This is a genomic window from Raineya orbicola (genome assembly GCF_002843425.1).
Lineage (GTDB): Bacteria > Bacteroidota > Bacteroidia > Cytophagales > Thermonemataceae > Raineya > Raineya orbicola.
Genome location: NZ_NKXO01000030.1, coordinates 1 through 14,013, shown reverse-complemented (window position 1 = coordinate 14,013; position 14,013 = coordinate 1). Strand labels below are relative to the sequence as shown.

The following is a 14,013-nucleotide window of genomic DNA, read 5'->3' as shown; positions in this document are numbered from 1 at the left end:
GCTTTTTTGGCTCCTCCGCTTTTTGCTTTGGAAGCCGCTTTTTTGTTTTTAATTTCTTGAACTTCCTTTCGAATGTCTTGGGCAAGCACTTTCAAATCTTGCATTGCCTTACGCACGCGAGTACCAGCGGCTTGGTTGTCTTTGTCGTAGAATTTTTCTACATCTGCTTCAATAGAAGCCACAATTTCCTTTACTTTTTTGAATTTTGCTGACATAGTAGTAAGGGTTTAAGTGAAACAAATAATGACGATTAACTTTCCAAATCTAAATATTCTTTTGAAAAGTGCAATAAAAAAAATCATTTTTTTTTCAAAAATTTTCAACTTTATTTATCAAAGTATTGAAAATCAAAATTTTGTTAAAAGTTTTAGTATGCAAAATTAAGGCACTTTTTTTTGAAAAATTTTGCTTTTTGAAACTATAAAATTAACTTTGATAAGTAAAGTTTTTCCTAAAAAGCCTTACAACTCACTTTTATTTTTGAAGTAAAAGCCTGTTTCTTGAAAAGTTACTTTGAAAAAAAAAGTGGCTTTTTTGGATATTTGAAATAAGTTTTGAAAATCAAAGTATCACTTTTTGAGAAGATTAGACAATGAAAAAGTAGCTTGTAACGTTTTTTGCTGAAAAATGTATTTTCAAAATTTTCAAACCTTGAACATTTTGAACACAAATAGGACGAAAAATCTTTATTTTTACGGCAATTCCTTCAACCTAAATTAAAAAATTTATGCTCACCGTGGAAAAAATCGGCGGAACGTCTATGTCCGCTTTTGGAGAAGTTTTGCAAAACATCATTCTCTTTAACCCCAATCGTATTTACAACCGAATTTATGTAGTTTCGGCATATTCGGGGGTAACCAACTGGCTGCTGGAAGATAAGAAAACCAAAGAGGCAGGTATCTATCATTTTTTTGTAAAAAAGCAGAATTATGCTCAAAAATTAGAGGAACTGAGTTTGAAACTGCAAGAAATGAATGCTACCTATCAACATTTAGGATTAGAGGTAGCAGTAGCCAACGATTTTATTCAGAAGCGTATCAGTGATGCTCAAAAGTATTTGGAGAGTTTGGCAGATGTTTTAGCTTCGGGCTACTTGCCACAAGAAAACATTTATCAGGCGGCAAGAGAAATATTAGCTTCTATCGGAGAAAGCCATTCAGCCTTTAATGCTGTCAATATTTTACAAAACAAAGGCTATAATGCTACACTTATAGATTTGAGCGGCTTTCACGATTCTGAACCGCTAACAATTGATGAGCGTATTAGAAAATATCTGGCAGGTATAGATTTTAATCAGACCATTTGCGTTGTTACGGGCTACGCCAAGGGCATAGAAGGTATTATGAGAGAATTTGACAGAGGTTATTCCGAAGTTACTTTTAGTAAAGTAGCAGTGCTTGTAAAAGCTGATGAAGCCATTATCCACAAAGAATATCATCTTTCATCTGCCGACCCCAATATTGTAGGCGTTGAAAACTGCCGCCCCGTAGGAATGACTAACTATGATGTAGCCGACCAGCTCGCTGATGTAGGAATGGAGGCTATTCACCCCAAAGCCTCAAAACCTTTGGAAATAAATGGCATCAATTTGCGTATCAAAAACACTTTTGAGCCTACTCACGAAGGTACACTGATTACCAAAAACTATGTATGTCCTGAAAGTCGTGTGGAAATTATTACAGGCTCGGATAAAGTAATGATTTTAGATATTCACGACCCACTAATGGTAGGCTCGGTAGGCTACGATTTGCGTATAATGCAAGAGCTTGAAAAGCATAGCGTAAGTTATATTTTCAAGACTACAAGTGCCAATAGTATTTCAATGGTAATTTGGGAAAAAGATGCTAAAAAGGAGCTATTAGAGGCTTTGCAGAACAAATACGAAGCCGTAACTATACAAGAAGCGGCTTTGGTGTGCTTGGTAGGCACTAATATTCACCAGCCGGGCATTTTGGCTCGTACAGCCCAAGTGCTTGCCGAAAATGCTATCAATATTCTGAGTGTGGGTTGTGCTTTACGCCAAGTGAATATTCAGGTGGTAGTAGAAAGGCAGTATTTTCGCAAGGCAATTAGCTTGCTCAATCAGTGCTTTGCAGAAAGAGGAGCGGTTTTTTCAAAGTAAAACACCCATTACGGCAATATCATCAATTTGCTCTTCGCCGCCTCTCCAAGTTTCTACAAAATCCGAAAGAATTTTTTGTTGTTCTTGGAGGGGCTTGTGCATATTTTCGGCAATAAGTTCAATAAAGCGTTTTTTGCCAATTTTTCGGTGTTCTGTATTAAATTGGTCAATGTAGCCATCGGAAAATAAATAAATGAGCGTGGAAGGAGCTAAAATTCTTTCTTGCTGTGTAAATATTTTTTCAATTTGTGTATTGTAGCCACCAATATTGTAGCGGTCGGTTCGGATTTCTTCCAAGGTTTCTTGTGATTTTAGCAGAATAAAAGTTTTTGCCCCTCCGATAACAAGTTTGCGAGTAGCAGGATACCAAACACAAATTGAAATATCCATTCCATCGTGGTTGTGGGTTTCTTGCTGATGCAAGAATTTGACGACACTTTTATCAAGTTCTTGTAAAATTTGGGCAGGCTCGTGAATGTGCTTATCAATGATGATTTGGTCTAAAAGCGTAACAGCCATAATACTCATCAAAGCACCGGGTACGCCGTGACCAGTGCAGTCGCCTAAAATAATAAAGGTAGCCTGATTTTGCTGGGTAACATAATAAAAATCTCCACTAACTATATCTTTGGGCTTGTAGAGAATGAAATAGTTTTGTAAAGTTTTTTTCAAGCGATTTTCGTAAGGCAAGAAAGTTTTCTGTATGCGTTCGGCGTATAGTATGCTATCCATTACATCTTGGTTCTTGACAGCCAGAGCTTCATTGATAGCTAAAATTTCTTCGTTCTTTTCTTGTAGCAAGGCAGTTTGTTTTTGGATTTTGAGTCGGCTCAGAAGGGTTACAATTCCTAAAATAATACTGACAAGGGAAATTATAGCAGAAATTACCAAAAATAACTCTCTTTGCTTGATTTCTTTTTTGAGTTTATCGTTTTCTAATTCTTCTTTTTGCACTTCAAATTCAGCGTTGAGCATTAAAACTTGTTGGGCATTCGTTGCCTTATTGATTGAGTCAGAAAGATGTATGAATTCTTTTTGAACTTTGAGGGCTTCGGGATACTTACCTGTTTTCTCAAAGATTTCTGCCTGAGCTTGCAAGATATTTCTGCGAGAAATGTTAATGAGAATAGGGTTAAGAATGAAAATATCTTTATTTCGTGCATTAAGAATACTATCAGCCTTGAAAGCATTTTCTTGAGCTTTGGCGAGGTTACCTTTTTTCAAATAATAGTTTGCCATTTTGGTATGCCCTGCTACTACGATGCTCCAGTCCTGATGCTTGTAGGCATTGTTCAGATATTCTTGGAAATAGGTGTAAGAACTATCTACATAGCCTTTTTTTAGTAGTATATCCCCGATATTTCCTTTAGGCAAACTTACCCAAAAATCTAATTTTTCTTTTTTAGCGACTTCAATAGCTTTTAGGTAATAAGGCATAGCCTCATCGTATTTTTCCTGACGAAAATACATTAGTCCGATATTGTTTAGAATACGAGCATAGGGGTAATGATACTTTTCGTTTTTGGCAAATTTTTCTGCAAGGATTTTTTCTAATTTTCCCCAGTACAAAATAGCTTTTTCGTAGTTGGAACTTCTATAAAAAGTGCTTCCTAAAATATCATAAAGTTCAATGACTTGTTGGATAGGTATTTGATTATAGTAGGTTTCAATGAGTTGATTGGCTCTTAAAAGATGTTTAAGACTTTGCTTAAAATCTCCTTTTCGTTGTCCTGTATATGTGGCTAAATCAAATTCAAAAAATACCAAAGCCGCATAGCATTTATATTTTTCAATTCTTTTCAGAGAAAGTTTAAGCAAATCCTCAACTATATCAAAATCGCGTTTTCTACTTGAAAGTACATCAGGTAAAACATCTAATAATGGATAATATTGACAAGTCTTGTTGTTTTTTGCAATAACTTGAAAAATTTTATCCAAATATTTTTCTGCAATGAGCGAATTTTTATCATTTTTCAGATACCAGTAAGCCAGATAATTTAGATAAGAAACATAATATTTTACAGAATTGGTGTCCGACTTTGCTTGTTCTTCTAATTGCGAGCTAATTATTGTAGCGATTTCTTTGCTAATGTTTTGGTCGGGGTTGTCTATCAGAAAATCGTTGATTTTATAGGCTATATCTTTGGTGAAAATATTTTTTTGTATTTCATTCCAAGTAGAATCAACGATTTTTTGCATAGCAGGCTTTTGAGCATATATGATGCTATTCCACAAAAAGAGTATTACTGCTATCCGATAAAGCATTACATTGAAGAGTGAAAATTTTTGCGAGAATAAAAGTAGTTTTTTTTTACAAGAAAGCAAAAAAATACCTAAGTAAGTTTTTATCAATAGACTTACTTAGGCAGATATAAAACTCTTTCCACTTGCTACGATTTTACAAAAGTGAAGGTAATGTAGAGAATATGCTTATCGGCTACAAGTTCTACGTTGGAGTGGGTTTCTTTAATTTGCCACCCATTTTTAAGCATATCTTCTACCTCCTTGAAATCTATGGCAGTGGTTTGGGTAAGATTTACCGCTTTGTTGATGACTTTGGTTTCCATACAATTGAATAAGGCTTTTGTTTAATAACACATTTTAAGCAAAAATAGTCTTTTTTATTAGATTTTTTTTGATAAAGTAAGAAAAAACGCAATTTTATCCGTGTTGTTGGGCATCTACTACTGCAATGGCAATTACATTTACAATTTCGCTTACCGAGCTACCCAGTTGCAAGATATGAACAGGCTTGTTCATACCTAATAATATAGGACCAATTGTATCGCAATTGCCTACTTCTTGCAAAAGGCTAAAAGAGATGTTACCTGATGAAATTCCCGGGAAAACAATGGTATTACACTCCTTTTCCGCCAAAACACTGAATGGATATACTTCTTTGAGAAAATCGGGGTTTAGGGCGATATGAGGCTGAATTTCGCCATCTATGATTAAATCAGGGTAGCGTTTTTTACAGATAGCCAGCACTTCTTGCATTTTACTGGGGATTTCTCCTTGTGCCGCCCCGAAGTTGGAGTAAGCTCCCAAAGCAATATGTGGTTCAAAGCCAAAAAACTCTACACCTCGTTTTACAAGTCCTACAATTTCTACTAATTCATCTACCGAAGGACGCTCATTTACGGCAATATCTGCGAAAAATAAGGTTCTACCTTTATTTATCACGATACCCATTCCTGCCACAAGTTCATTGGCTCTACCTCCGATTACACGCAAGGCAGGGCGAACCGCTTTTACAAAATCTCGGCTCATACCCGAAATAAAGGCATCGGCTTCTCCCAGTTCTACAAGCATAGAACCAAAATAATGTCTTTCTCGCATCAGTTTTTGAGCCTCATAGCGAGTCATACCTTTGCGTTGGCGTTTTTGGTACATTCTTTCGGCGAAATCTAAAATTCTATCTTCGTGTTCGCGAGGGTCTATGATAGTGAAGCCGTTGAGGTCAATAGAGTGTTTTTCGGCAACCTCTTCAATTTCTTTCTGGTTACCCAGTAAAATAGGAATAGCAATGCCTTCATCGGCTACGATACGAGCGGCTTTGAGAATTTTATGATGGTCGCCTTCGGCAAAAACTACTTTTTTAGGGTTCATCTTAGCTTTTTGAATGATGCCATTCATCAGTTTTTGGTCAATGCCGAGCTTTTCAGAAAGTTGCTGTTTATAGGCTTCCCAATCGGTAATGGGTTGGCGAGCTACGCCTGACTCCATAGCGGCTTTGGCAACCGCAGGGGCAATAGTAGTAATAAGACGAGGGTCTATGGGTTTGGGAAGAATATAATCTTTACCAAACTTCAAATCGTTTTTGTTATAGGCTTTTTTTACCATTTCAGGAACAGGCTGTTTGGCAAGCTCGGCAATGGCATAGACGGCGGCAAGTTTCATCTCCTCATTGATTTTAGTTGCCCTTACGTCCAAAGCTCCTCTGAAAATATAGGGAAAACCCAGTACATTATTCACTTGGTTGGGGTGGTCGGAACGCCCCGTTGCCATAATTACATCGGGACGGGTTTTAATCGCCAAATCGTAGGCAATTTCGGGGTCTGGGTTGGCACAGGCGAAAACTATGGGTTTTTCCGCCATAGAAAGGAGCATTTCAGGCGTAACGACATTTCCTTTGGATAGTCCCAAAAACATATCTGCTCCTTTCATTGCCTCTTCCAATGTGTTGAGGTCTCTATCAGTAGCAAATTCAGCTTTGGTAGCATCTAATCCTTCTCTACCTTTACGGATAACCCCTTTGCTATCCAGCATTACGATATTTTCTTTTTTTACACCAATAGCCACATACAATTTGGTGCAAGAAATAGCCGAAGCACCCGCCCCATTCACTACTACTTTGATTTCAGAAAGTTTTTTTCCCACTAACTCCACTGCTCCTAATAGTGCCGCCGCTGTTACGATGGCTGTTCCGTGCTGGTCGTCGTGCATTATAGGAATGTTCATCTCTTCACGCAAACGGCTTTCAATTTCAAAACATTCGGGAGCTTTGATATCTTCCAAATTGATACCTCCAAAGGTAGGTTCAAGCGATTTGACAATTTCAATGAACTTCTTGGGGTCTTTTTCATTGATTTCAATATCAAACACATCAATTCCTGCAAATTTCTTAAAAAGCACTCCTTTCCCTTCCATTACAGGTTTAGAGGCTTCGGCACCAATATCTCCCAGCCCCAGAACAGCCGTACCATTAGAAATAACAGCTACCAAATTGCCTTTGGCAGTGTATTTATACACCTCTTCTACTTTTTGGGCGATTTCCTTGCAAGGTTCTGCCACTCCCGGTGAATACGCTAATGCTAAATCAATTTGTGAAATGAGTGATTTGGTAGGCACAACTTCAATTTTTCCTGGTTTGCCTTTGGCGTGATAATCCAAAGCATCTTCGCGGCGTACTTTGATAGACATAGTCAGTAAATTTTAGTATTTTTTGCTATGCCAAGCTACAAAAAGCCTCAAAAAAACCAAAATTTTTCTTGGTTTTTTACAAAAGTTTTGAAAAACTTTTTCTCTCCACAAAAAATTTACGGAGTAAGATTATTTCTTTGTTGCATAAAAACAAAATGATAGTGCTATGGAAAAAGTAGGAACTTGCAAAGAGCATAAACTTCAGAAGGCTTTTGAGAGCATTATTCAGAAGCACAAGCAAAATTTTGGCAAAGATTTTGCGATACGTTGGTTAGAGGTGAATCCAAAAGAAAAATTAGCAATAGTTTTACTTCGTAAAGAGTTAGAAAGGCAAGCAAAACTCATACAGGAACTTTCCGAGAAAATGAGTGAGTATAAAAAAGGGAAAATGCTAAAAATTCAAAAAATTGAGCTATGAAACCCATTGAGAATCGGACGGCTTTTGCCCCTAATAGCCAACCTCAAAAGGCTAAAAAGCAAGAAACTACCCAACAGCGTTCTAAAAAACAAGAGGAACGCTATCAGCCAAGAGTAGATTAGCAGGCTTTTTGGGGAAAAATATTCTTTTCAAATCTTTTTCCAAGATTAAAGCAATTTCTTTTCTTTGTAGCAAAAAACAAAAACGGCAAAATTTTTGCTTGCAATTTCCTGACCTTTCTTGTCAGCTATGAAAATTCTGGATTGGTATGTGTTCAGAAAGTTTGTGAAAACTTTCTTTTTTGTTGTTTTGATTTTTGTTTTGATAGTACTAATCATTGACATTGTGGAAAAAGTTGAATATTTCCGCAAAATGAAGCCTACCTGGGTGGAAATTATCACGCAATTTTATTTCAACTATATTCCTTATCTTATCAATTTGGTCAGCCCTTTGCTGATTTTCATTGCGGCGGTATTTGTTACGGCTCAAATGGCTTCGCGTACAGAAATTATAGCTATTTTGAGTGCAGGCGTAACTTTTTGGCGTTTTTTCAGACCTTTTTTGCTGGCTTCTACCATTTTTGCGGTGATTACCTTTATCCTTACAGGTTGGGTTATCCCCAATGCCAACAAAGTACGTGTGAATTTTGATATAGAACACATCAAAGGAAAAGATATCAAAGCCTATCGGAATTTGCATATAGGCATAGCCCCCAATGTGTATGCGTATATGCAAGACTATCAGAGCTATTCGCAAGTGGGTTATCGTTTTACTTTGGAGAGAATACAGGGGAATAAACTTGTAGAAAAATTAGAAGCCCCTACCATTGCTTGGGATAGCACCAAAAGGAAATGGAAAATAGATAAGTATGTTTTACGAAAATTCAAGGGAGAAGAAGAGGAGCTAATTTTTCACGATAAGCCTGTGGATACTACGCTGAACATCAACCCCGAAGATTTTGCTGATAAACACCTTTTTCAGGAAAAACTTACCTTTGATGAATTAGACGCTTATATCGCTTTGCTTCGTCAGCGTGGTTCGGAAGGGGTAGATTTGTATGTAACTGAAAAATACGCTCGCTATACATACCCTTTTGCCGTGATTATCCTTACGTTTTTTGGTGTTCTGATGGCGTCTCGTAAAAATCGTAGAGGTGTAGGGGCTCAAATTGCCACAGGTTTTGTACTGGCTTTTGTGTATATTTTGTTTTATATTTTGGCTACTAAAGCGATTGCGACAAGTGGTACTATGCCTCCGCTCATTGCCGTTTGGCTTCCTAATACAATTTTTGTACTTTTAGGCTGGATAATGTATCGCATTATGATACTCAACGACGAAAAACTGAAAAGAATTGTTACAGGAGAATTTTTGAAAGATTGGCAAACAATTTTTGGGTTCAAAACGCAAATTATCTCAAAACAAAAAATCTCAGAAGTTTCAAATTAGCTTTTATGCAAAAACCCACGCTCAAAGATTATTTTCTTTTGCACCTGATTGTACTTATCTGGGGCTTTACGGCTATTTTAGGCGATAAACGCTTGGTAGATTTAAGTTCGCTGATGGTGGTTTTTTATAGAACGCTTATCACTTCCATAGCTCTGTGGATTTGGTTTCTGTGGGCAAAAAAGCCCTTTCAACTGCCTACAAAAGATTTTTGGAAAATACTCGGAACAGGCGGTATCATTGCAGTACATTGGTTGCTTTTTTTTGGGGCTTCGCGAGTTTCTAACGTTTCTATTTGTTTGGTAGGACTTGCCACAACTACCTTTTGGACAAGCCTGATTGAGCCACTTTTCTATAAACGAAAATTTCGCACATTTCAAATTTTTTTAGGAATTGTAACTTTTGCGGGTATTTTTCAGGTATTTAGGGCGGAGTTTCAATATGCCGAAGGTTTTTTATTAGGAATGTTCTCGGCTCTGGCAGGGGCGATTTTTAGTGTATTCAATTCTAAATTTATTCGTCGTTATGACCAATTTACGATTACTTTTTACGAAATGATAGGTGCATTTTTGACTATTACCTTATTTTCGGTTATTTGGGGGGCAGTGGGTTTGGAAAATCTTAAACTTTACCCTACCGAATGGGAATGGCTTTGGATTGGAATCTTGGCTTTGGTTTGTACGGTTTTTGCTTATCCTATGGGCGTAAAGTTAATGAAAAAATTTTCGGTCTTTGCAGTAAATCTGACGGTGAATTTGGAGCCTGTTTATGGAATTTTGTTGGCTTTTGTTATTTTTGGGGAGAAGGAAAAAATGTCTGCCAATTTTTATTTAGGGGCAAGTATTATTTTGCTGGCAGTGTTTTCATATCCACTAATGATGTACGTTTCAGCACAGCGTAAGAAACGTAATCAACTCATAACTTCAAAACCACTTGTAGAAAGCCAAATAGAGCATTTTTAAGAGTTCAGATGGCTTTGTATTAGAGTTACGTAAGGTTAAAAAAACAAAAATTATAGTTTGTTTTATTAAGTTTTTTGTATCGTCCATCTGAAAAAATTTAATATAGGTATTCTTATTTTTAATGTTATGAAAAAATTATGGTTACAACTTGTATTTTTGTGTCTGGTATTGCAATTAGCCGCTGACCCCTTAAAAGACTCCACAAAGAAGCATTCTTTGCAATATCTCTTTGCCAAACCTGAAAAAATCCTCAAGCCCGAAGTACGTCCCTTCATCACAGATGATGCTCGTGTAGTAGGCAACCAGTTATTTCAAATTGAAACTTGGGGCAGAGTTGATGAAGCTAATCTGCAATGGTGGGTGCTTGCCGCCTACGGACCTACGCCTTGGTTGGAATTGACAACAGGCTGGGTAAAAGGTCTTGATTTTGAGCCTGAACGTGGTTTTGCCTATGCTTTGCCGCTCATACAAGCTAAATTTCTCCTAAAAGAGTACAAACCTAATCAAATGCCTGGGTTTGGTATGGTGATAGGTACTTTTCTGCCCCACGGAAAAGGTTCTTTTAAGCCACCCGGCTATGGTACTTTTGGTTATCTGACCATAACGCAAAGTCTGGGTGAAGGAGATAAATTGCTTATTCACGGAAACGTTGGGTTCAATTACTTACACATTGCAGGTGAGCATCAGTGGCTCAATACTTGGGGATTGGGTACGCAAATTAAAACTTATGGTGGGTTTCATTTGGTTGGAGAGATTTTTTCAGGAGACCCTTATGTACCCGGTTCGGGAACTTCCTTTCAAGCGGGTTTCAGGCACTTTTTCAGTGATGATTTGCAAATTGATAGCACTATTGGCAAGGGCATTGCAGGGGACGAAATTTTGCCTCTTTGGGTAAGTGCGGGCGTAAGAATGGTGTTTCATTGGTTTGAAAAAAAGTAAAATTACTCGTTTTACCCAAAATTTTAAGGGTTTTGATGTTTTTTCAAGTGAAAAATATCAAAACCCAAATTTTTTGTATCTTTGCCAAAGATTTTTAGCAAGAAACATCAGAACTCCTTTCAAAGCAATGAAAATCAGTATTTTGCAAACCGAAAAATTTGAAAATCGCCATCACGGCTATTTTGGTGATGACTTCAAAGCAATGCTTGAAGTGGTTGGGGTAAAATCGTTAGAAGAATTGGTGGAGCAAACTATACCCGCTTCTATTCGTTTGAAAAAAACTTTGAATTTACCTGCACCTCTTACAGAAGCAGAATTTTTAGCTCATTTCAAAAAAATTGCCCAAAAGAATAAAATTTTCAAGTCTTATATCGGAATGGGTTATTATGATACCCACACACCTACCGTAATACTGCGAAATATTTTAGAAAATCCTGCTTGGTACACTGCTTATACGCCTTATCAAGCTGAAATTGCACAGGGACGCTTGGAAGCTCTCATCAATTTCCAAACTATGGTCATTGACCTGACGGGTATGGAAATTGCCAATGCTTCGCTCTTAGATGAAGCCACCGCCGCCGCCGAAGCTATGACAATGCTACTGGCTCAACGCAAAAATGAAAAGAAAAACGCTACTACTTTTTTTGTTTCCAAAGAAGTTTTCCCTCAAACAATTGATGTACTTTACACCCGTGCCGAACCTCTGAATATTAAAATTGAAGTAGGCGATGTATCAAGTTTAGACCTTACACGTTCAGATTTGTACGGGGTGCTTTTACAATATCCCGACCAAAACGGAGAAATACACGACTATACCAATTTTATTGCCTCTGCCAAAGAAAATAATGTATCGGTAGCCGTTGCAACAGATTTATTAGCTCTGACGCTTATCAAATCGCCCGGCGAAATGGGAGCTGATGTGGTAGTGGGCAGTTCGCAACGTTTTGGCGTGCCAATGGGCTATGGAGGACCTCACGCCGCATTCTTTGCTACCAAAGACGAATACAAACGAAATATACCCGGCAGAATTATCGGCGTTTCCGTAGATGCACACGGCAATAAAGCCTATCGTATGGCTCTGCAAACCCGTGAGCAACACATTCGCCGTGAAAAAGCAACTTCTAACATCTGTACTGCTCAGGTTCTACTTGCTGTAATGGCAGGAATGTATGCCGTTTATCACGGACCCAAAGGACTTAAACAAATTGCCGAACGAATTTTCGGACTTACTGAACTACTGAAATTATCTTTACAAAAGGCAGGTTTTGAAGTTATCAATCAAAATCATTTTGATACGCTCAAAATTAAAGTACAAAACAAAGCATCTATCCGCAAAGAGGCTGAAAAACAAGAAGTAAATTTCCGTTATTTTGCTGATAGCTACATTGGAATTTCCCTGAATGAAACTACTACACTTGCCGATGTAGAGCAAATTATTGCAATTCTTGCAACTGCCGAAGGCAAAAATGTGATTTTGGATAAAAATTTAGCAGAAAACATTACGCTTGCTTTACCTGAAAATCTGATTCGTAAATCGGCATATCTCACGCACCCTGTTTTCAACAGCTACCACACCGAACACGAAATGCTTCGCTATATGAAGCAATTGGAAAACAAAGACCTTTCTTTGGTGCATTCTATGATTTCATTGGGTAGTTGTACTATGAAACTCAACGCCACTACCGAAATGATTCCTGTTACTTGGGCAGAACTTGGTAAAATTCACCCCTTTGCACCGCAAGAGCAGGCTTTGGGCTATCAAGAAATGATTGACACACTTTCGGCGTGGCTTGCTGAAATTACAGGCTTTGATGCAGTGAGTATGCAACCTAATTCGGGGGCTCAAGGCGAATATGCAGGGCTGATGGTTATTAGAGCTTACCACGAGAGTAGAGGCGAGGGGCATAGAAACGTATCTCTTATTCCAGCTTCGGCTCACGGTACCAATCCTGCTTCGGCTGTAATGGCGGGTATGCAAGTAGTGGTGGTAAAAACCGATGAAAAAGGTAATATTGATGTAGCAGACCTCAAAGCCAAAGCCGAACAACACAAAGATAATTTGTCTTGCTTGATGGTTACCTATCCTTCTACTCACGGCGTTTTTGAGGAAAGTATTCAGGAAATTTGTGCTATCATTCATCAATACGGAGGGCAGGTGTATATGGACGGAGCCAATATGAATGCTCAAGTAGGGCTTACCTCACCTGCGGCGATTGGTGCAGATGTTTGTCATTTGAATTTACATAAAACCTTCTGTATTCCGCACGGCGGAGGCGGACCGGGTATGGGACCTATTTGTATGAAAGCTCATTTAGCTCCGTTTATGGCAAAACATTTCACGCTCACACATCACGAAGGAAACAACGGAGCAGTTTCTGCCGCCCCTTTCGGTAGTGCCTCCATTTTGGTAATTTCTTATGCTTACATCGCTATGATGGGGGCAGAAGGACTTACCCGAGCTACCCAAATGGCAATTTTGAATGCTAACTACATTAAAGAGCGTTTGAAAGGACATTACGAGGTGCTTTATTCGGGTAAAAATGGCAGAGCCGCCCACGAAATGATTTTAGATTGTCGTCCTTTCAAAACTTTTGGCGTAGAAGCCGAAGACATTGCCAAACGTCTGATGGATTATGGATTTCACGCTCCTACGCTTTCATTCCCTGTGGCGGGCACGCTAATGGTTGAACCCACTGAAAGTGAAAGTAAAGCAGAACTTGACAGGTTCTGCGAGGCTATGATTGCCATTCGCAACGAAATCCGTGAAATTGAGCAGGGCAAGTACGATGCTAAAAATAATGTTTTGAAAAATGCTCCTCACACTGCCCCCGTTGCTTTGGCGGATACTTGGAGTTATCCTTATTCACGGGAGAAGGCGGTTTATCCTTTGCCTTTTGTGAAAAAAGCTAAATTCTGGCCCTCTGTAAGTCGTATTGATAGTGCATACGGCGATAGAAATTTGGTGTGTAGTTGTATTCCTGTGGAAGCATACAACCAAGAAACGCAAAGTGTAGAAGTAGGAGCTTGAAATAGTGATAAAGAAAAGGGGGTGCTATAGCAACCTCTTTTCTTTAAATTTACGTGAATTATAAGTCTAACTTATTGTTTTCAAGGGATTTAAATAAAAAAACTTAGGGTAATTGAAAAAATGATTAACTTTGAGTTGTACTTTTTAAATATTTAATCATATGAGTCAATTACCTCTA

Annotated in this window: 10 protein-coding genes and 1 pseudogene; 7 read left to right on the top strand and 4 right to left on the bottom strand. The window is 38.1% G+C overall.

The features are described 5' to 3' along the window. Positions 1 to 41 precede the first annotated feature (41 nt). Positions 42 to 215: pseudogene (locus Rain11_RS09705) on the bottom strand (histone H1); the annotation flags it as partial. 512 nt (positions 216 to 727) lie between these two features. Here Rain11_RS09705 and Rain11_RS09700 point away from each other — a divergent pair. Beyond that, the gene (locus Rain11_RS09700) at positions 728 to 2,122 is read left to right on the top strand and encodes an aspartate kinase (RefSeq protein ID WP_101359166.1); all 1,395 of its coding nucleotides are present in this window, start codon (positions 728 to 730) and stop codon (positions 2,120 to 2,122) included. Here Rain11_RS09700 and Rain11_RS09695 read toward each other — a convergent pair. The 3 genes from Rain11_RS09695 to Rain11_RS09690 all read right to left on the bottom strand — a co-directional run bounded on the left by Rain11_RS09695 (position 2,114) and on the right by Rain11_RS09690 (position 7,045). Further along, positions 2,114 to 4,387, bottom strand: a complete 2,274-nt coding sequence (locus tag Rain11_RS09695) for a SpoIIE family protein phosphatase (protein ID WP_133121562.1) — start codon at positions 4,385 to 4,387, stop codon at positions 2,114 to 2,116. The genes Rain11_RS09700 and Rain11_RS09695 overlap by 9 nt on opposite strands. Before the next feature lie 125 nt (positions 4,388 to 4,512). Beyond that, complete coding sequence (locus Rain11_RS13920) at positions 4,513 to 4,689, bottom strand: hypothetical protein (RefSeq protein ID WP_165778115.1); 177 nt, start codon at positions 4,687 to 4,689, stop codon at positions 4,513 to 4,515. Between the two features lie 94 nt (positions 4,690 to 4,783). Then, entirely contained in the window at positions 4,784 to 7,045 is a 2,262-nt protein-coding gene (locus Rain11_RS09690; RefSeq protein ID WP_101359164.1) for an NADP-dependent malic enzyme, read from the bottom strand. A gap of 166 nt (positions 7,046 to 7,211) precedes the next feature. Here Rain11_RS09690 and Rain11_RS09685 point away from each other — a divergent pair, with 166 nt between their 5' ends. The 6 genes from Rain11_RS09685 (at position 7,212) to gcvP (ending at position 13,835) form a co-directional block, all read left to right on the top strand. Then, positions 7,212 to 7,463 (top strand): hypothetical protein, encoded by a 252-nt coding sequence (locus Rain11_RS09685; RefSeq protein ID WP_101359163.1) that lies wholly within the window; start codon positions 7,212 to 7,214, stop codon positions 7,461 to 7,463. Then, on the top strand, positions 7,460 to 7,585 hold the full coding sequence (locus Rain11_RS14160; protein ID WP_262502176.1) for a hypothetical protein: 126 nt from the start codon (positions 7,460 to 7,462) through the stop codon (positions 7,583 to 7,585). Before Rain11_RS09685 ends, Rain11_RS14160 begins: the two co-directional genes overlap by 4 nt. A 127-nt stretch (positions 7,586 to 7,712) precedes the next feature. Then, positions 7,713 to 8,909 carry an LptF/LptG family permease gene (locus tag Rain11_RS09680; protein ID WP_101359190.1) on the top strand — a complete coding sequence of 399 codons (1,197 nt, stop codon included), beginning with the start codon at positions 7,713 to 7,715 and terminating at the stop codon, positions 8,907 to 8,909. A gap of 5 nt (positions 8,910 to 8,914) precedes the next feature. Continuing rightward, on the top strand, positions 8,915 to 9,868 hold the full coding sequence (locus tag Rain11_RS09675; protein WP_101359189.1) for a DMT family transporter: 954 nt from the start codon (positions 8,915 to 8,917) through the stop codon (positions 9,866 to 9,868). A 126-nt stretch (positions 9,869 to 9,994) separates the two neighbouring features. Then, complete coding sequence (locus tag Rain11_RS09670; RefSeq protein WP_101359162.1) at positions 9,995 to 10,807, top strand: hypothetical protein; 813 nt, start codon at positions 9,995 to 9,997, stop codon at positions 10,805 to 10,807. 127 nt (positions 10,808 to 10,934) lie between these two features. Next, complete coding sequence (gene gcvP / locus Rain11_RS09665; protein ID WP_101359188.1) at positions 10,935 to 13,835, top strand: aminomethyl-transferring glycine dehydrogenase; 2,901 nt, start codon at positions 10,935 to 10,937, stop codon at positions 13,833 to 13,835. Positions 13,836 to 14,013 lie beyond the last annotated feature (178 nt).